Annotated in this window: 19 protein-coding genes; 8 read left to right on the top strand and 11 right to left on the bottom strand. The window is 62.3% G+C overall.

The features are described from left to right. Nucleotides 1–27 precede the first annotated feature (27 nt). From ACEN9G_RS28910 to ACEN9G_RS28920, 3 genes are all read left to right on the top strand, one after another. A complete protein-coding gene (locus tag ACEN9G_RS28910) occupies nt 28–588 on the top strand; it encodes a TetR/AcrR family transcriptional regulator (protein ID WP_483127381.1) in 561 nt (186 codons plus the stop codon). A 73-nt stretch (nt 589–661) separates the two neighbouring features. Then, nucleotides 662–1,825: a tyrosine-type recombinase/integrase gene (locus ACEN9G_RS28915; RefSeq protein ID WP_371765657.1), complete on the top strand. Its 1,164-nt coding sequence runs from the start codon at nt 662–664 to the stop codon at nt 1,823–1,825. A 42-nt stretch (nt 1,826–1,867) separates the two neighbouring features. Beyond that, complete coding sequence (locus ACEN9G_RS28920) at nt 1,868–2,182, top strand: carboxypeptidase-like regulatory domain-containing protein (protein ID WP_413343872.1); 315 nt, start codon at nt 1,868–1,870, stop codon at nt 2,180–2,182. Here the strand turns inward: ACEN9G_RS28920 and ACEN9G_RS28925 are convergent, their stop codons facing one another. From ACEN9G_RS28925 to ACEN9G_RS28965, 9 genes are all read right to left on the bottom strand, one after another. Then, nucleotides 2,183–3,598, bottom strand: a complete 1,416-nt coding sequence (locus tag ACEN9G_RS28925) for a hypothetical protein (protein ID WP_483127382.1) — start codon at nt 3,596–3,598, stop codon at nt 2,183–2,185. A 1,653-nt stretch (nt 3,599–5,251) separates the two neighbouring features. Then, nucleotides 5,252–5,467 (bottom strand): hypothetical protein, encoded by a 216-nt coding sequence (locus ACEN9G_RS28930; protein WP_413340107.1) that lies wholly within the window; start codon nt 5,465–5,467, stop codon nt 5,252–5,254. A 123-nt stretch (nt 5,468–5,590) separates the two neighbouring features. Continuing rightward, on the bottom strand, nt 5,591–6,850 hold the full coding sequence (locus ACEN9G_RS28935; RefSeq protein WP_413340108.1) for a zonular occludens toxin domain-containing protein: 1,260 nt from the start codon (nt 6,848–6,850) through the stop codon (nt 5,591–5,593). After that, on the bottom strand, nt 6,847–7,146 hold the full coding sequence (locus ACEN9G_RS28940; protein ID WP_413340110.1) for a DUF2523 domain-containing protein: 300 nt from the start codon (nt 7,144–7,146) through the stop codon (nt 6,847–6,849). The genes ACEN9G_RS28935 and ACEN9G_RS28940 overlap by 4 nt, the downstream gene beginning before the upstream one ends. 9 nt (nt 7,147–7,155) lie before the next feature. Next, nucleotides 7,156–8,601, bottom strand: coding sequence for a virulence factor TspB C-terminal domain-related protein (locus ACEN9G_RS28945; protein ID WP_413340112.1), 1,446 nt, complete (start codon nt 8,599–8,601; stop codon nt 7,156–7,158). Between the two features lie 128 nt (nt 8,602–8,729). After that, the gene (locus ACEN9G_RS28950; protein ID WP_413340114.1) at nt 8,730–8,933 is read right to left on the bottom strand and encodes a major capsid protein; all 204 of its coding nucleotides are present in this window, start codon (nt 8,931–8,933) and stop codon (nt 8,730–8,732) included. A 241-nt stretch (nt 8,934–9,174) separates the two neighbouring features. Continuing rightward, nucleotides 9,175–9,504: a hypothetical protein gene (locus ACEN9G_RS28955; protein ID WP_413340115.1), complete on the bottom strand. Its 330-nt coding sequence runs from the start codon at nt 9,502–9,504 to the stop codon at nt 9,175–9,177. Between the two features lie 2 nt (nt 9,505–9,506). Further along, nucleotides 9,507–10,619, bottom strand: a complete 1,113-nt coding sequence (locus ACEN9G_RS28960; protein ID WP_413340117.1) for a replication initiation factor domain-containing protein — start codon at nt 10,617–10,619, stop codon at nt 9,507–9,509. After that, nucleotides 10,616–10,798 carry a hypothetical protein gene (locus tag ACEN9G_RS28965; RefSeq protein ID WP_413340119.1) on the bottom strand — a complete coding sequence of 61 codons (183 nt, stop codon included), beginning with the start codon at nt 10,796–10,798 and terminating at the stop codon, nt 10,616–10,618. Before ACEN9G_RS28965 ends, ACEN9G_RS28960 begins: the two co-directional genes overlap by 4 nt. Between ACEN9G_RS28965 and ACEN9G_RS28970 the strand changes: the two genes are divergently transcribed. Then, a complete protein-coding gene (locus ACEN9G_RS28970; RefSeq protein WP_413340121.1) occupies nt 10,797–10,988 on the top strand; it encodes a hypothetical protein in 192 nt (63 codons plus the stop codon). The genes ACEN9G_RS28965 and ACEN9G_RS28970 overlap by 2 nt on opposite strands. A 103-nt stretch (nt 10,989–11,091) precedes the next feature. Further along, on the top strand, nt 11,092–11,508 hold the full coding sequence (locus ACEN9G_RS28975; RefSeq protein WP_413340122.1) for a helix-turn-helix domain-containing protein: 417 nt from the start codon (nt 11,092–11,094) through the stop codon (nt 11,506–11,508). Between the two features lies 1 nt (nt 11,509). On the opposite strand, the gene ACEN9G_RS28980 is transcribed toward ACEN9G_RS28975, so the two are convergent. Continuing rightward, nucleotides 11,510–11,947, bottom strand: coding sequence for a VOC family protein (locus tag ACEN9G_RS28980; protein ID WP_413340124.1), 438 nt, complete (start codon nt 11,945–11,947; stop codon nt 11,510–11,512). Next, nucleotides 11,944–12,846 (bottom strand): LysR family transcriptional regulator, encoded by a 903-nt coding sequence (locus tag ACEN9G_RS28985; RefSeq protein ID WP_413340125.1) that lies wholly within the window; start codon nt 12,844–12,846, stop codon nt 11,944–11,946. Before ACEN9G_RS28985 ends, ACEN9G_RS28980 begins: the two co-directional genes overlap by 4 nt. A 116-nt stretch (nt 12,847–12,962) precedes the next feature. Between ACEN9G_RS28985 and ACEN9G_RS28990 the strand changes: the two genes are divergently transcribed. The 3 genes from ACEN9G_RS28990 to ACEN9G_RS29000 all read left to right on the top strand — a co-directional run bounded on the left by ACEN9G_RS28990 (nt 12,963) and on the right by ACEN9G_RS29000 (nt 17,668). Beyond that, complete coding sequence (locus ACEN9G_RS28990) at nt 12,963–13,358, top strand: RidA family protein (protein WP_413340126.1); 396 nt, start codon at nt 12,963–12,965, stop codon at nt 13,356–13,358. Between the two features lie 307 nt (nt 13,359–13,665). Then, nucleotides 13,666–16,710: a di-heme oxidoredictase family protein gene (locus ACEN9G_RS28995; RefSeq protein ID WP_495605569.1), complete on the top strand. Its 3,045-nt coding sequence runs from the start codon at nt 13,666–13,668 to the stop codon at nt 16,708–16,710. 121 nt (nt 16,711–16,831) lie between these two features. Then, nucleotides 16,832–17,668, top strand: coding sequence for a hypothetical protein (locus tag ACEN9G_RS29000; protein ID WP_413340129.1), 837 nt, complete (start codon nt 16,832–16,834; stop codon nt 17,666–17,668).

Raw genomic sequence — 17,668 nt, forward strand, 5'->3', positions numbered from 1 at the left:
CTCACAATTTATATGGAGGCGATAGACATGCGCTATCCACCGGAAGAAACCGCCGCCAAGCACCGCCGCATCCTCGAGCAGGCGGGCCGGCTGTTCCGCGAACGCGGCTTCGCGGGCGTCAGCGTCGGCGAGATCATGAAGGCGACCGGCCTCACGCACGGGCCGTTCTACAACCACTTCGCCTCCAAGGAAGCGCTGATGGCCGAGGCGCTGGCCGACCTGTCGTCGCGGACGCAGGCCGATTTCGACCGCATCCTGGCGGAGCAGGGCATCGCGGCCTACCTCGACCTGTACCTGAGCCGGCGCCACGTCGACGGCGCCGGCGCGGGCTGCCTGATGACGGCGCTCGCGGCCGACAGCGCGAAGGAGCCGGCCACCCGCGGCCCGTTCACGGCCCACGTGAAGGGCGCCATCGACCGCCTGATGCGCGCGCTGCCCGGCAAGCGCCGCGCCGAGGCGGACGCGCGGGCCGACGCCATGCTGGCGCTGGCCGCGATGGTGGGCGCGGTGACGCTCGCGCGGGCGGTCGACGATCCGGCGCTGGGCGACGAGATCCTGGCCGCGACGCGGCAGCGACTCCTGGACTAAATCAACGCCGGCGCTGGGCCGTCTGCTGCCGAGCTGTTATACTGTATAAAAACACAGTCATCCCAGCGCCGCCATGCCGAACTTCACGCCCATCGACCTTGGTCCAACGATACCGGAAGCGATCACGACCGGCGCGAGCGGTCGCCTGCACGTCAAGATGTACCGCCAGGCCGAGGACGCGATCACGGAAGCGACCACGGACATCGAACTGGCGCGCGAATTCATCGCCCACGGCGAACTGAGCGCGAAATCCATCCAGAACACCCAAAAGGAATTGTTCCGCTTCCTGACCTGGTGCCGCGAGGAAGCGAAAAAGACGCTGGCCCAGCTGAACGTCGCCGACCTGAACGCGTACAAGGAATTCCTCAAGAACCCGCCGCCCGAGTGGGTCTGCACGACGAAATGGCCACGCACCGATGCGCGCTACCGGCCGTTCACGGGACCGCTGTCCGACGCGAGCCGGAGACAGGCGATGATCGCCGTGAAGGGCCTGCTGGGTTTTGCCGAGCAGACGGGCTATCTGCGCCGCAACCCGGGCGCGCTCGTGCGCAACGTCCGGGCGCCGTCCGCGAGCCGCATTACGCGCTACCTGACGCAGGGCGCGATCGCGCTGGCGCTGGAGACCGTCGCACACCGTGCTGCCGACACGCCGGCCGCGCTCAAGCGCCGCGCCCGCGACCGCTTCCTGCTCGTCGCCTTCGCGCATACGGGTGCGCGCCTGAACGAGATCGTGGGTGCATCGATGGGCTCGATCTACACGGAAGGGAATGGCCGCTGGTGGATCGACGTCCTCGGCAAGGGCAACAAGCCGCGCCGCCTGCCGGTGCCGCCGGACATGCTGGACGCGTTTCGAACCTACCGCCAGGCGTTCGGCCTGTTGCCGCAGACGGGTCGGACCGACCGCACGCCGCTCGTCCTGTCCAGCCGCAGCCGCGAGCTCGCGCGCATCACGGACGAAGCGGCCTCGGAAGCCATCAAGGCGATCTTCGCCGACGCGGCAGGCGTGGCGGACGGGCGCGGCGACGCCGACACGGCCGCCACGCTGCGCCAGGCATCCGCGCACTGGCTGCGCCACAGCATGCTGACGAACCATGCGAACAACGGCGTGCAGCTGAAGACGCTGCAGGACACGGCGGGCCATGCGAACATCGCGACGACGGCCGCTTATCTGCACAAGACCGACAACGAGCGCTACGACGAGATCATCGCTTCCGTGAACGGCCGCGGCATCCTGTAAGCGCCTTACGCTGCGCGTTTTCGTGACTATACTGGATGCATGGTGCTTCCAGCTCACGCTACCAGCGGTATCGACGGCGAGGTGATCCTGCGCCCGGTGAGCCCGGTCGAATGGCCGTGCATGGTCAACCAGCGCCCGTACCAGGCGCTGATCGCCGTGGCGGATGGGGCAGGGCGCCGCGTGGCGGAGGTCCGCAGCGATTCCGACGGCCGGTTCCGCATCATCCTCGAGCCCGGCACGTACGTCCTGCAACCGGAATCCGAGGCCATCTATCCGCAGGCGCCGGCGCAAACGGTCACGGTGGGAAAGGACCAGTTCACGCCGGTACGCATCATTTACGACAGCGGCATCCGCTGATCACGACGCGAAGCCGATGCCGACGATCCGGCTGCCCCAGTCGTGGTTGGTCAGGACATCCTCATTGACCAGCCACGCGCGCCGCGTGTTGCGCGGATCCACCGTCACTGCCGAATAATCGCCCCAGCGGCCGCCCGTGAAGAACGTCGGACTCGTGAACGCCGCGATGCCCGGGCTCAGCGAATACGTGGTGCCGTTGTTGTGGTCGAAGCCCGAGAACCGCACCTGGGCGTTGGTACCGCGTGGCGGGTCGGTCATCGTCCAGGTCACGTAGATGTCGTTCGCGCCGTTGGCGGCGATCGCCGCGTTGAAGTCGAACGACGTCGACGTCCCGAAGAAGAACGCGCTCTGCACGAGCGCACTGGTGGCCGTATTGATCTGGTAGAACTTGGGCGCCGCATAGCCCACCAGGTTGACGGTATGAACCTGCCACAGGAAGTCGCCGGTCTGCGTACTGGCGTTGACGAAGCGGCCGTCGAGCGTATCCAGCGTGGACGTCGTGCCCGGCTGCGGCGCGTCGGGCGGGGCGGTGTAGGCGGGCACCGCCACGCTCACCGGTCCCGTCAGCTGGATCGCGTTCGGCCGGCTCGAATTGGTGAGCGTGTAGAGGCTCAGACTGCTGCCGCCCGATGCGGCGACCAGGTACGTGCGGGCATTCTGGTCGAGCACGATCGGCGGCGCGAGCGTGGCGCGCAGGCCCGTGAAGACGGGAACCGAGAAGCCGAGCCCGTTGTACAGGCGCGCTTTCGCCACCGCAAACATGTCCGCACCCCGGAATCCGCCGGACGACGTGAAGACGTTGGCCGTGATGATGACCGCGTCCTGGTCGTAGCCGAGCTGCGGGTAATCCCAGAAATCGCCCGCATTGAAGGTCACGTTCAGCGCGTAGATGAAATACGAGCCGAGCGGATTCGACGTGGTGGAGATCGCGACGAAGAAGAGCTGGCGCGTGCTCGACTCCTGGAACGCGTCCGCCGTGACGACCCAGCGGTTCCACACGCTGTCGTACACGGCGCGCGGGTCGAACAGCACGCGGGTGCTATAGCCGAAGAAGGCGGCCAGCGAAATGCTGGTGCGCTGGCTGGGATTGGTCCGCAGGAAGATATCGATGTGGGAGTTGGTCACCTCGACGAAATGATCGAGACCCACCGCGCCATGCGTGTCCGGCGGCATCAGGCCGTCGACGTCGGTCGCACCCGCGAAATTCGGACCGACGAGGACGATGGGCGCGCGGGGGAGGGCTTCGGCTTCCATGTCCGCCTCGACCGGCTTCTCGCCCATCCGGTCCTGTGCCCGCAGTTTCGATTTAAGTTCTTCATACTCGGCCGCAGGCATCGTCGGCAGGAAGGGCTTCGATTTTCCCTGGGCGACCGCACGCGCATTCGGCGCCACATTGCTTTCCATGTCTTGCAGCATGGTCTCCACAGTCCTCAGTTGCGGCGCTGCGGCCTCCAGTTGAGTCCCGATTTCGATAGCAGAATGTTTCACGACAGTACTCCTTTCCATTGAAATAGCTTGCAGCATTGGAACCGGCAGAGGGCAGGCGCCATTCCCGCGCCGTCCACTATCGTGACAAACGGGCTCGGCGTTGTTGATAGGGGTCAGGGCGAGAGAGCGCGTCTTTTGGGAAGGAGTTTCCTACTGGAGCGGGAAAATACTGACGATTGAAAAGGCAGACTTGCCTATTCGGTCGGATAATGAGGTCATTTCGGCTGTATATTGTTGACTCGGAATATTTTTAACCGCCCTTTTATTCAAATCGACATTATTTCCACTAATGTCGAGTTTATTAGGCTTGAATAAGACCCCGATAGGGGAAAGAAAAGGTTTGGGAATATCCGCTTTCGTCAGCATTATCGGAATTTATTTGACTGCAAACCCTGTTGTCGCTCAACTCTCGCAGAATCGGGGCGAGATGGCGTTACGAATTGCGGAGCCTGCCATTTCATTTTTTATTGCGATTGATGTTCCCTCGGTGTCCGGGCTTGGCTGGCGACGCCACGGGGCATCGCGAGTTCTCAGCACCACCGAAACAAGACTTGGCGCATCGACTTCCGAAGCGTGCCGCCTGATCCGGGAGCTACGGCATCGATATCGATGCCGCGCCGCGGCCTACGTCCTGAGGCACCGCTGAGACGAGGCAATACCATTCGAATTGCGGAGCGCACCGCGAGCTCTCAGGCACCGCCGAGACGATGCGGCCCATCCAAACTGCGGAGCGCGCCTCCCGATGCCGCAGGCGCGGCTTCGATCCCGATTGGATTCCAGCGCCGCCTGCAGATCGACGCCCGAGGTCGGGCAGGCTGATTCAACTCGATTGCGCGCACGCGCGCGGCGCCGAGACGTTCTCGGAGCCCACGGAGCTGGCGACACGGCCGTAGGCAGCCCGGCCACCGCGTCCAGACCCCGATGCCATGGCAAGACGAGCGCGTGCACATGGCAGTGATCCATCTGCCTCCGGGACGACATGTACGACATGCCCGACGTTCTGCCGGAAAGCAGTTTACTCTGCCAGGGAAGGCATCCCTCGGCTGTCTCGATAAACGTCATTTGACATAATATAGATTATGCGAAATTCGACGTCGCCGTGATTCGTCACGAAAATCAACAGTACGCGCATGGTTTAAACGGATGCTTATACCGGCTACATTGAAGCCGACAGCAAGCTAGAAGGTCCAAAATTTCACGCTTTGAGACGCCTGCCAACAGCAGGCGTTTTTTTTTGACCTCGACAACGCGATACTGCTTCCTCAACCGGGCCTGCCCGAAACGGCCGTCGCGGAGATTACGGATAACCCAATACGAGCGCCGTATTTCACTGTAGATCGTTTGAAGCTCCGTCGGCCCAAGACTGTCGTATGGAAACAACTCTAGTTGCATATCGGAAATATACCAAATCCCCTGCAACCGTACCGAGCCCGCGCCCTTGAGGGCCGCTTGGTATACGGGGGGGCTATTTCGCCTCGGCTAAATCGTCGGCCATCCCGCCCAGCTCGCCGCAACAGCGCCGAACTGGACGTGCCGATTGCCCCCCTTACGACAGATCACCGGCCAACTGGACGGACCCAATCAATGACGCCGGTTGCGCGCCTCCGCGTCCAGCTGCCGAGAACGAGCCTCCTCGTACTCAATGTAATCACGATCAAGCTGCTTCTGAAGAATAACCATTTGAAGCCACCAAACCGCCTGCCGAGCAACCACGACACCCACAACAAGCGCCCCGGCCACCGCGACCGCAACCTTAGCATCAGCAATATCAGACAACACACCTGCATCCAAAGCCATACCACCTCCCGAAAAACGGAACCGAACAAAATTCGACCTGGTCGGATCCGAAAGCGCCCGATTGGGCAAAAATCCAGCTGACAAGGTCGAACAAAATTCCGTCGATCGCCGATCAGCCGAACACTACAACCCGGCAACCTTGGCCCCGGCAGCAGCACGAGTAGCGCGATTATTCGGCGGACCATCCTCGACCTCACCCGCCTCATTCAACCCCGGCGACGTGTCCGTGCGCTGAGGCCCCATTGCCTTACCGGGCAACATCACGCGCACAGGCCGTGAACGATCCTCGCGAACGGGAATAGAAGCCTCAGGAACGGCCCGTATCGCGTCCACACCGCGTTCCGTGCGTTCGGAGGCCAAACGGTCCCGGTCAGCGTCAAAATCGCGGAAAAAGCCGTTCCGCGCGAATTCAATGCACATGTTGAACGGAACATCAGGCATCCGCGTGGCCTGCTGAGACCAGCACTTGCACGTAACATCCTTCGACCCGGACACCGTACCAATCTGGATACACATCGCCGGAACCGGCACGCGCACCGGCTTCGTCAACTCGTCATACTTCGGCGCCGTCTGCGGCAACCCGGCCACCCTCGCCGTCTGCTGCCGTACGTATTCGCGCAGGTCTTCCAGCTCCCTCATCTTCGCGGCAAGCTCGATCTCCGCAGGCGTCTTCGGCGAAAACTGTCCTGCAGGCGAAGCGACCAACGCCACCCCGGCCGTCTCGCCTGCAGCCACCGCGGGCTTCTGCTTGTCGTACCGATGCTGATAGCGATCCAACGCCCACACACCAGCCGCAAGCACCGCAACCACGAACAACACGGCCAACACCAGCTTCATCGGGATCGAGCGCTTGACCGTGTGCACCTCGGCCGACTTGTACCAACCGTAGACCTCCTTCGGATAGGCCCACTTCAATGTGATCGCGCTTTTCTGACTGGCGACGTTTTCCGGTGCCGGATTACATGCGCTCCACTCATAAACGGTCGCGCGCTGCATGCCGAACTTACGCACGCTGTGGTAATGCTGACCCACCAGCCGCCGCACGAAGTTGTCGATCAACGTGGGATGCTGCGTGATGAAAAACATGTCGAAGCCCTTATGACGGTGCTTCGCCAATTCTTCATAATGAGGCGGAAGCTGCGCACCGTTCGGCTTCTTCGGAAACACCTCTTGGCACTCATCGATAACCACGATGGAACCGTGCGGCAAATCCATCCACTTTTCAGGCTCAAACTTCTGCCACGAATTCACCGGCTCAACGTCGGCCAACTTGATGTTGTGGTAGTAGACCTCGCGATTTTCCTTCTTCGCCTTGGCCGCAATGGTGGACAGCATGAACAGCGTTTTGCCGTTCCCCGGCAGACCAGTACCGAGCGTAATCACTTCAACACCATCTTCTTAACCGAACCGCCGACAGCCTTCATGGACAACGCCGTGACCACACCCGAAAAAACGACCGTCAACGCCTTGTCAAGCCAGAGATACCCCACCAAGGACAGCGCATCAGAAGGCAAACTGTTTACACCGTTTACCACCTGTGTTTTCAAGGCAGCGATACCCAAATCGATACCCTTATACGTGACAAAACCAATGCCGAGCGCGATCAACGCACGCCCAATCAACGACCCCATCGCCGTAGCAAGCGCGCCCCACAGCGCGGCAATAAACATAGCTGGCATATGACCTCCTTAACCGTTGATGACCGAACGGGCCACCATGAGATAGACGAGAATAAACGCGCACGCCATAACGGCATAACGCAAAGGCTGGATATTGCTGCACACGGCGGCAAACGACATCGTGACGGTCCGCCCCATCACGGAAAAAACCTTGTCCGGAATGCAGGCGCCGCCACCCACAAACCCGCCCTGATCGAGAACAGGCGCGCTCATGTCGGCCGTGTCCCCCTTGATGAGCGTATCGATGGCACCCTTGCTAGGATCGGTACCACCTAAGATCGCATCACCAAGCGTCTTAGACGCGCTCGACTTCAAGCCGTCCTCATCGGACTGACGCGCGCATTGCAGCTTCTGCGCCGCCTGGAGCGTCGCGCACTGGATAGCGTCACCAGTACAAACGACACCAGACGTGCAATCGCCGGACACCGACGAGTTACGGCAAATCGCCAACGTCGGATTCTGCTTGCACAAATTCGCCTGATCGGCCGCCGTCGTGTCCTGCTTACCCGGCGTACCCGAAGTGCTATTGGTCGTGGTCGATCCTTGAGAAACCGTCTTGGAACCATCGGCCCCCACAACAGTCGTCGTCGTCGTCGTGGTCGTCGAACCGTCACTGTTCTGCTGCACAGTCTGTTGCGTCGTCGTGGTCGAACCGTCCGAGTTATTGACCGTAACCGGCGGCTTCGTCGTGACTGGAGGCGGTGTTTGCGGATTCTGCGGATCGGATCCCGTACCGATGCAAATCACGATGCCGTCAGAATCAAAACCACCCTGAACCGAGCCCTTCGGACAAGGAATATTCTTACCCCCGCTCTTCGTCGGCGGAAGGTCGGACGGCGTCGACGAACCTGACGGCTTCGCGCCACCGGCACCATAATTCGTATTCTGCGAATTGTCCGTATTGGCGTTGCACTTCGCACCCGTCAACGTCCCTTCGATATCGCACCAGCGAACACCCGTAGAGCCGAGCGTCATACACGTATGAACATCGGTCGCCGTGGCGGCGCAACCCGACGATGAACAGATCGGAAAACCCTTACCATTCCCGTTGTACGGAAACCAATCTTCCGCCTTCTGTCCAATCGGACAGTTCACCGGAGGATCCGCACCGATACACATCGGCTTGGTAGTCATCGTAAAAGTGCCACCATACGGGCAAAACCACTGAAACGTACAAGACACAACACCCGGCGTCCCTGTCCCCTCCGGATTCAACCACCAGTTGCACTGATACGGACCCGGATACGACCCAATAGCCACAGACTTCTTCGCACCGCTGGGATAAGGCACCGGAGTCGAATACGCATTGGAGATGTACTGGCAAGCCTGCTGGTGATCGTCGAACGTCCTACCCGAGCTACCGCACATAAATCCCTTTGGCACCGCCTCATAATCCGCCCACGCATCACCAACAGGCAGCAGCAAAAACACGCACAACCACAGTACGAGCCTCATCATCACTTCCTCAACAAAATCCAGAACCCACCCAACAACGCCAACGACACAAACACGCCAGCCATAACGAACCCTCCCCGTAAACGAAAAAGGGGAGCAAAGCTCCCCTGTGCGGCAGACTCGAACGATTACCGTACGACCCGACGAATCCAACCGACCACGGCGATCGAGACCACCACACCGATGATCAGACCACCAGCAGTCGCGATGTCGGTTTTTGCAGACGTCGTATCCGCGCTGATATCGACAGCCGCCGATGCGAACGACGATACAGCCATTGCAGCCACGCCCAGTGCGGCAGCAGCCGCTTTTTTCAGGTTACCCAGTTTCATTTGTTGATCCCTTGATCACTTCAATTACAGAACGAATGCCATAAGCCGCCACCCAGCAGGAGATAACACCAGACGACAGCAAGGCCCCATCAGAGGCAGAGAAGGACACGAGAGAGTTACCAAGCTCCGCCCCGGTTTGAACGACGTAAGCACACGTCGACAAATCAGTCGCCGACGGGTCGAGCACCAGAGCATAAGAACCGTCTGCCTGCTGGACTGCTCGAGCGCACGCCGGCATGTCTTACGCCTTCGCGGCCGGAGCAGCAGCCGAAGCCTGATCGCGGATCGCCTGGACAGGAGCAACGGCCAGCACCGTCTGTTCCATGCCCTTCGAGCCGCTGACCATCTCGATGTCCAGCTCAGCGATAAACGGAAACTTAAGATGCTTGATCGTCTCGATCACGGACGAATTTTTGCACTTCATCGGCTCGGTGCACATACCGAACGCGTTATCGCTTTCCTTGAGAATGACCTCGACAAACAGCTTGCCGCTGTCGATCTCTTTACCGTCATCCATACGACCCTTGAACATCTTCGCGCCACGAATGGTCGCCTTTGCTTTCATTTGCATTTTCACTGCTCCATTGGTCGGGCTGGCTCGTGCACCCGGTTCACGCCGCCGGCCACAGCGGATTTTTCTAAACGATGCGGTACACCGGGTACATGCAGCAGTTCGTAAAGGGCCTTGTGATCCATGCCCAACTCTTGCGCGAGCTGGTAAATCGTCTTGCCATAAGCCGAGACAAGGTAGTGCGTCAACCGCTTGAGGACGATGGTTCGTTCCTCGCTGACGATGTCACGCTGATCAGTCTTGATCTTGGTCTTGATGGTCTCGACCAGATCTTCCAACGCGATAAACGCGCCAGCGAAATAGGTCGTCGGATTCAGCACAATGTCATGCGGAATAACGCGATCGCGATTGCCGAATCTAATCTCGATGCGCAGCCATTCGCTGCTAGGGTCGCCGAGCTGTTTGCCCTTCTCATAGATGCAAAGCTCTTTGCCGTTCGCCTTCTTTCCGAGATAGAGCGTGCGCCCCAGCGCGTGCAGGTCGCCGCTATGTCCGCCCTCGAAATAACGCCGCGTAGGAATACGCCCACCGCAGTTAAATTCACCAGACACGTACAGGTCATCGAACTGGTCGAGCGTGAATCCTTCAAGCAGATCGAGCGCCGTATCGGCCCGCGTAATGCGCGCGTCGAGGTCCTGCAATGTGGCGTACACAGCCTGCCAATCGCTCACCATCGAACAGCCCTTGCCGGTGAGGTCAACCATCATCGTGCTACCGGTACTGCTGCCGCCCATGGCGACCGTACCAACCTTCACAAACTCTGCATCGATCCAAACCATAAGATCGAAACTCGACTTGTAGCCAAACATGCCCTTCTCAGCAGGAAGGAAGTTCATCGGGATCGAAAACCAGAGCGCGAAATATCGCTTCAACACATCCAGCGCCTCAATTTCGCTGCCTGTCGGCAGGAAGGTAAAACGAAGCCAGTCGATGATCGCCAATCGCTGCTGCTGTGTTGGCGTTCCGTCACTTTCCCCCCGTATTACAGTACGGGGGGAGCCGCCTCCGGCGGCCTCGCCGTCTCGCGTCGCTGCGCGCCGCAGGCCGGCGCGGCCTTGGTCGGCAGCATAAACACCCATGCCATCGCCGGAAATACCGAGCTTTGCCCCGATCATTGCACTCGCTCCAGTTCGGCCGTTGCCCATGCCAACTGGCGAGCCACGTACAGTTCCCCCAACGTCGCGACCTTGGAGCACAGCAGGTCGATGTAGTCCTGAACTTGGACAGCCGTCATGTTGGAAGGCCCCGGCGCTATGGCATACTGCTGACCATTGTTGCTTTGTGGAAAAATCATGTTTTTTACTGTGTCGGAAGCAAACTATTGGCTCGGAATCTGGGATTGCCTCTGGAACATAGCCATATGCGGCCTGATGTTCTACCTAGGGCGGCGCTACGAACGTAAGCAGATCGAGAAGGCGTCTTTGCCCGCAGCAGGCACCTGGGCAGAGCCGACGCTCGGTGACCCGCCGAAGACTCCTGATTGACCAACGGAAGGTTTACCCATAGGATTCGACCTGTTCTCTCAACTGAGTAATGCACTCAGGTGAGAGGTTGCACTCAGCCGAGTGCACTTGTCAAGGGGCAACCATGCAAAGCGTGAAATTTCTTAATCAAGTGAAGGCCAAATATGGCCTCAAAAACGATAGGCAATTAGCCGAACACCTGGGCGTGACCAGCGGCACGATTAGCCAATACATGAACGGAAAGCGAGTAATGGACGACGAGGCCTGTCTGGCCGTCGCCCTTCAGCTGGACATCAATCCGCTAGAGATAATCGGCGCGGCCTGCATAGACCGCGCCGAAAAAACAGGCCAGAAAAGCCTGTGGGAAGTTTTTATGTCGAGGACAGCGATGACGGCCGGAACCGTCCTGGTCGCTAGTGGTGTCAATTTATTTTTGACAACTCCCCCCGCAAACGCAGCAACCATGCGGGTTCCGACCACCTCGGATTCGAATTTCTATAGATTATGCGAAATTTCGCAGATGCCGTTACGCATCACATAAATCACGCCCCGACCGCTTCAGCGAGCCCAACAATGATCCCCTCCGGCCCACGAATATACGCCAGCCGGTAGGACTCCCCGTACCGCATCTCGCCGATGACCTCGTGGCCACGCTCCCGCATGCGCACGACCATCTCATCGATGTCGTCGACGGCAAACATCACCCGCCGCAAGCCCAGCGCATTCACCGGCGCCGCCACCGGCCCGAACCTGACGGCGTCCGGCGTGTGGAACTTGTCCAGCTCGATGCCCTGGCCATCCGGCGTGCGCAGCATCGCGAGCGTCGCCCTGACGTTCTCCAGGCCGATCAGGCGCCCGACGTCCGGCCCCTCGACCGTCGTTTCGCCCTCCAGCGTGAGCCCCAGGTCGATGAAAAACGCTTTCACGGCGTCGAGATCGTCCACGACGATGAGGACGTTATCCATGCGCTTGATCGTCATTGTTTTTCCTCCATTAATTCAACCACCCAGTCGATGAACACCCGCAGCTTCCTGCCGATGCGCCGATTGGCAGGATACGCGACGTACAGTGGCAGCGGCGCGATCTCCCAGCCGTCGAACAACCGCACGAGCTCGCCCCGCGCGACCGCGTCCCGCGCCATGTAATCGGGCAGCCACAGCACGCCCAGGCCGGCCAGCCCGGCCGCGAGATACGCGTTGCCGTCGTCGATCGCCAGCATGTACCGCGCGTCCAGCAGCACGGTCTCGCCAGCCCGCCGCAATGCGTACTCGAATCCCTGCCCGGAACGCGCGCCGCGGAACTGCACGATGCGGTGGGACGGCTCGCGCAGTTGCGCCGGATGCGCCGGCACGCCCGCGTGTTCCAGATACGCGGGCGCCGCATAGACCCGCAGCTGCAGGTCGGCCACGTGACGCGCGGCCAGCGACTGGTCGGTCAGGATGCCGCCCCGCACGACGCAATCGACATTGTCTCCGATCAGGTCCACCATCCGGTCGCTGACGCCCAGGTCGAGCTGGATGTCCGGGTAGCGCGCGTAGAACCCGGGCAGCGCCGGCACGAGCAGCATCGTCGCGAACGGGCTCGGCACATCGACGCGCAAGCGCCCTGCCGGTGCCGTCGCCTTGTTCGGCAACCCGGCCTCGAGGTCTTCCAGCTCGGCCAGCATGTGCACGACGCGTTCGTAATACACCGCGCCGTCTTCCGTGACGTTGACCTTGCGCGTGGTCCGGTGCAGCAGTTTTACGCGCAGGCGCGTCTCCAGTTGCTGGATGAGCAGGGTAACCGTCGCCCGGCTCATGTCCAGTGTCTGCGCCGCCCTCGTGAAACTGCCGGCTTCCACGACGCGCACGAATGCCCGCATGCCATCGAATCGGTCCACGCTCCCTCCAAAGGTTGATTGTTTCGATTATACAAACAGTGATGGCGTGACTTGGCGATTTATTGGGAACGGTCGAGGCTCTACAGTGAGATCCTTGACTCACAAAGGAGATCACCATGACCATCCGCGACGTCGTTTTCCCGCCGGGCCGCCAGGCGCTGTACGAAAAGAACCGCTATTCGCCGGCGGTGCGCGCCAACGGCTTCCTGTTCGTCTCGGGCCAGGTCGGCAGCCGCGACGACGGCTCGCCCGAACCCGACCTGGACGACCAGGTCCGGCGCGCCTTCGGGAACCTCAACGCCGTCCTGGCCGCGGCCGGCTGCCGCTTCGAGGACGTGGTCGACGTGACCGTGTTCATCGTCGACCCCCAATCGACATTCGAGCGTGTCTGGGCCGTGGCGCAGGAATACTGGGGCCAGGCGCCCTATCCGAACGTCACCGCCGTCGGCGTGACCTGGCTGTACGGATTCGAGTTCGAAATCAAGGTCATCGCACGTTTGCCGCACGCTTGACACGTTCAAGATCTCGAGCTATCTTGGCAACGTTTCCAGATGGAAACGTTTCAATAACGGCCGTTGCGACGGCCGTTATTTTCATTTTATACATGATGATTATCATGTATTCAGCATTATTGACGCAGAAACAATAACCAGCGCCGCCAGAGCGTATCGACAGCGGGATCATCCCGCGCGACCTGACCTTCAAGGAGGAACCATGCCACAACGATATCGAGGCTTGCCATCAACCGTGGCGCTGTTGACCAGCGCCCTGCTCTCCGCCTGCGGTGCCGGCGATCCGGGCGCGCCGGGCGGCCAGTCGATGACGCGCACGGCGGCGGAGATCGTCACCGAAACCGCACTGACGCCCACCGCCGCGACCGCCAGCGCGTCGGAACGGGGCGACCTGTCGGCCGCCGCAACGATCGACCATGACGCCGCCACACGCTGGAGCAGCGGGTTCACGGACGACCAGTGGCTGACGCTCGATTACGGCAAGACCGTGACGATCAATCGCGTCAACATCGCCTGGGAAAACGCGCACGCACTGCAATACCTGCTGCAGGTGTCGGACGACAACGTGCACTGGACCACAATCAAGACCGTCGACGCCAGCACGGGCGGCACCGAAGACATCGGCGGCCTGTCCGCACAGGGCCGCTACCTGCGCATGCAGGGTGTGAAACGCTCGAGCCAGTACGGCTATTCGATCTTCGAGATCCAGGCGTTTACCGGCACGCCCGCCACGCCGGGCGGGAACGTCCCGACGCCGATCCCGGTCGACCTGACCCGGCCCGGCATCGTCGTCAAGCCGGCGGCCGCGACGTCGTCGGCGGTGGAAAACGGCGCTCTGGCGGCATCGATGGCGATCGACGGCAAGCCGGACACGCGCTGGGCCAGCGCCGCCGAGGACGGCGCCTGGATCCAGTTCGATTTCGGCGTGCCGACGCCGATCGGCGCCGTCAAACTGACCTGGGAGAACGCGTACGGCAAGGAATACGCGCTGCGCGTCTCCGACGACGGCAAGACGTGGACGCAGCTGCGCTATGTCGCCGAGGGCAAGGGCGGCACGGAAGAATTCCTCAACCTGAACACGAGCGCGCGCTACGTGCGCCTGCAGGGTGTCGCGCGCGCCACGCAATACGGCTATTCGCTGTTCGACGTCGAGTTCCGCACGCCCGGCAGCGACAACACGCTGCCCGTCAACGCGACGTCGCCCCTGAACTATCCCGCACCGGGCAGCGGATGGGCGCCCTTGCCCGCCTCGGCCGAACCGCTGGAGACGCTGCAATTCACCCTTCCCGACGGCACGCTCGTCACGCGCTTCGGCGCGCGCGCGATGGCCCGCCATGGACGCGAGCGCGGCGAGGACTGGAACGAGATCGGCTACGGTCCGAACGACACCGTCGATCCGGCGACCGGCCTGCCGCTCGACAAGGGGCCGGGCAACTACCTCACGTTCGTGCCGCTATACTTCCAGAACCGCACCTGGGGCATCGAGATCATCGACAACAGCCGCGTGGCGGGCGTCACGAAGCCGACGCTCGTCTACAACCAGTACACGCAGGTCGACTTCCTGCCCGGCCAGGTGGCGTTCTTCCGCGGCTTCGACCGGCCCGGCGTCACCGGCTACGGCTGGATGAATCCGGGCGAGCTCGTCGACCGCAACGTACCGATCTGCAAGCCGACACCCTACCCGGCGCCGGGCAGGCTGACCGTCACGTCGGGCATCAACGGCGCGTGCACCCTGCTCGTGAAGGGATATCCGGGCCATGCCGATCTCGGCGCGGACGGTTTCCCGAACGGGAAGGACGTACCGGCCCGGCCGCTCATCGTCGGCGACGTCATCGAGGTCGCGCCGTCGATGTTCTCGACGACGGACGCGATGGCCGCGAAAGGCGACAACGGCGGCATCCGCTACTACGGCCCCGAATGGGTGTACGTGGTCGGCGCCGGCCTGCGGCCGTGGTACGGCGTGCAGCCGCGCCTGAACTCGGTGCCGCTGCCGGATGCGACGCTGTCCGGCGGTCTCGGTTCCGTCTCCTACAATTATTCGGACAACGGCCTCTTCATGTTCCAGCAGCCGCAGAACAATGCGGGCATGCAGGACGTGCAGCGCTTCGTCGAGGGGCGGCGCCTCGTCCACACGAACTTCACGACGGGCGACCACAACGAGCCGGGCAACGACCGCTACTCCGGCGCCGTCGGTTTGCAGGGTGCCCGCTTCAACCAGTCCGCGTGCATCGGCTGCCACGTCAACAACGGCCGCAGTCCGGCGCCGGCGAGCATCAACCAGAAGCTGGACACGATGTCCGTGCGCGTCGCCGTCACGGGCACGGACGGCCGCCAGCTGCCGCATCCGCAATACGGCACGGCGATCCAGATGAACGGCGCCCGCAACTGGGGCACCGCCGTGCGCGTGGCCGGCTTCGATGCGAAGACGGTCAAGCTCGCGGACGGCACCGTCGTCGAACTGCGCAAGCCGACGCTGGCCTTCGAGGGCCCGGTACCGGAGCGCGTGTCGCTGCGCGCGGCCCAGCCGATGATCGGTACCGGCCTGCTGGAAGCCGTGCCGGAAGCGGACATCCTCGCGCGCGTGCGCACGACGCCCGACGTCGACGGCGTGCGCGGCGTGGCCAACTTCGCCTACGATCCGGAAACCGGCGCCGTGCGCCTGGGCCGCTTCGGCTGGAAAGCGGCGAAAGCGACCCTGCGCCACCAGGCGGCCGAAGCGCTCCTCCTCGACATGGGTGTGACGTCGCCGGTCTATCCGAACCGCGCCTGCGTGAACGGACCGGCAGCATGCGCCGCCGGCGGCACGCAAACCGGCATCGCGGAAGCGGACCTGCAGAAGATCGCCCACTACCTGGCGCTCGTCGCCGTGCCCGCGCAGCGCAGCCTGTCCAGCGGCTTCCCGAAAGGCGTCGCGCCGCTCGACGAGCACAGGGTCGATCCCGTACAGGTCGGCGCCGGCGCGAAGCTGTTCCAGGGCATGCGCTGCACGGCCTGCCACACGGCGGAGATGAAGACGGGCAGCGGCCACCTGTTCGCGGAACTGCGCAGCCAGACCATCCACCCGTACTCCGACTTGCTGCTGCACGACATGGGCGACGGCCTGGCGGACAAGTTCGCGGAGGGCCAGGCGACGGGCGCGATGTGGCGCACGGCGCCGCTGTGGGGCATCGGCTACACGGACAAGGTGATGGGCAACGCGGCGCGTGTGGGCTACCTGCACGACGGGCGCGCACGCACCCTGCCTGAAGCGATCCTGTGGCACGGCGGCGAGGCCACGCAGGCACGCGTGCGCTTCGAAAACCTAAGCAAGGCCGACCGCGACGCGCTGCTGGCGTTCCTGAAGTCGCTCTGACACGACATGCGGAGCGGGACACCCTGCTCCGCTTTTTTGTGACGCATCACGGCATCTTTGTTTAGCGTCAATGCGCCGTCTTGTTCCCGGTCAGTGCACAATACGTGGAACGGAGGCCATCATGCCGCACATCTACAAACCCGAAGAGCGCTGGGACAACGCCGACATCGGCTATCCGTCCGCGCTCGCCATCGGCGATTCCTGGTTCTGGTACGTCAACAACAATATCCTGGGCACGATGATCAACCATCCGGCCCTGTCCGACGATCACCGCAACCTCCAGCTCGTGGGCTACAACGGTGCGCGGCTCAAGGATTATGTCGGCGACGGCAAGTATGCCGACACGGTCGAGCATTTCCTCCGTCCCGGCTTCGTGGAAGGGTTTTCGGAGTTCTACGTCAGCGGAGCGGGCAACGATGCCGTCGACGTCGACCTCGCGCTGTTCGACCATCGCCCGCCCGGCACGGACGCCCATGGCTGGATCGACGGCCGCGGCATGGACGACATGCTGTTCCGGCTGCGCCAGGCGCTCACCAGGCTGATCGCGTCGATCCGCGTCGCGAAGCACGCCAGCGCCACGCTGGCGCCCATCTTCGTGCACGGCTACGATTACCCGGTGCCGGACGGCCGGGGCTTCGAGTTCGGCCTGATCCACGCCGGGCCATGGCTCGCGCCGGCGCTGGACCGGCACGGCGTCCCGCCGGACCTGGCGCTGCGCAGCGAGATCGCCCAGATCATGATCGACCGCCTGAACGACGACCTGCTCGCGCCGCTGGCGGCCGTGACGCCGGGCGTCGTGCACATCGACAGCCGCGGCATCCTGCCGCGCGACCACACGTACCGCGATTACTGGTCGAACGAGATGCACCCGACGAACCTGGGATTCCGGCGCATCTTCGAACATGCGTGGCTGCCGCACCTGTTCGAACACGGCATCGCGCTGCGGCCGTTTCCGTAA

This window comes from Massilia sp. Masssp94 (assembly GCF_059491305.1).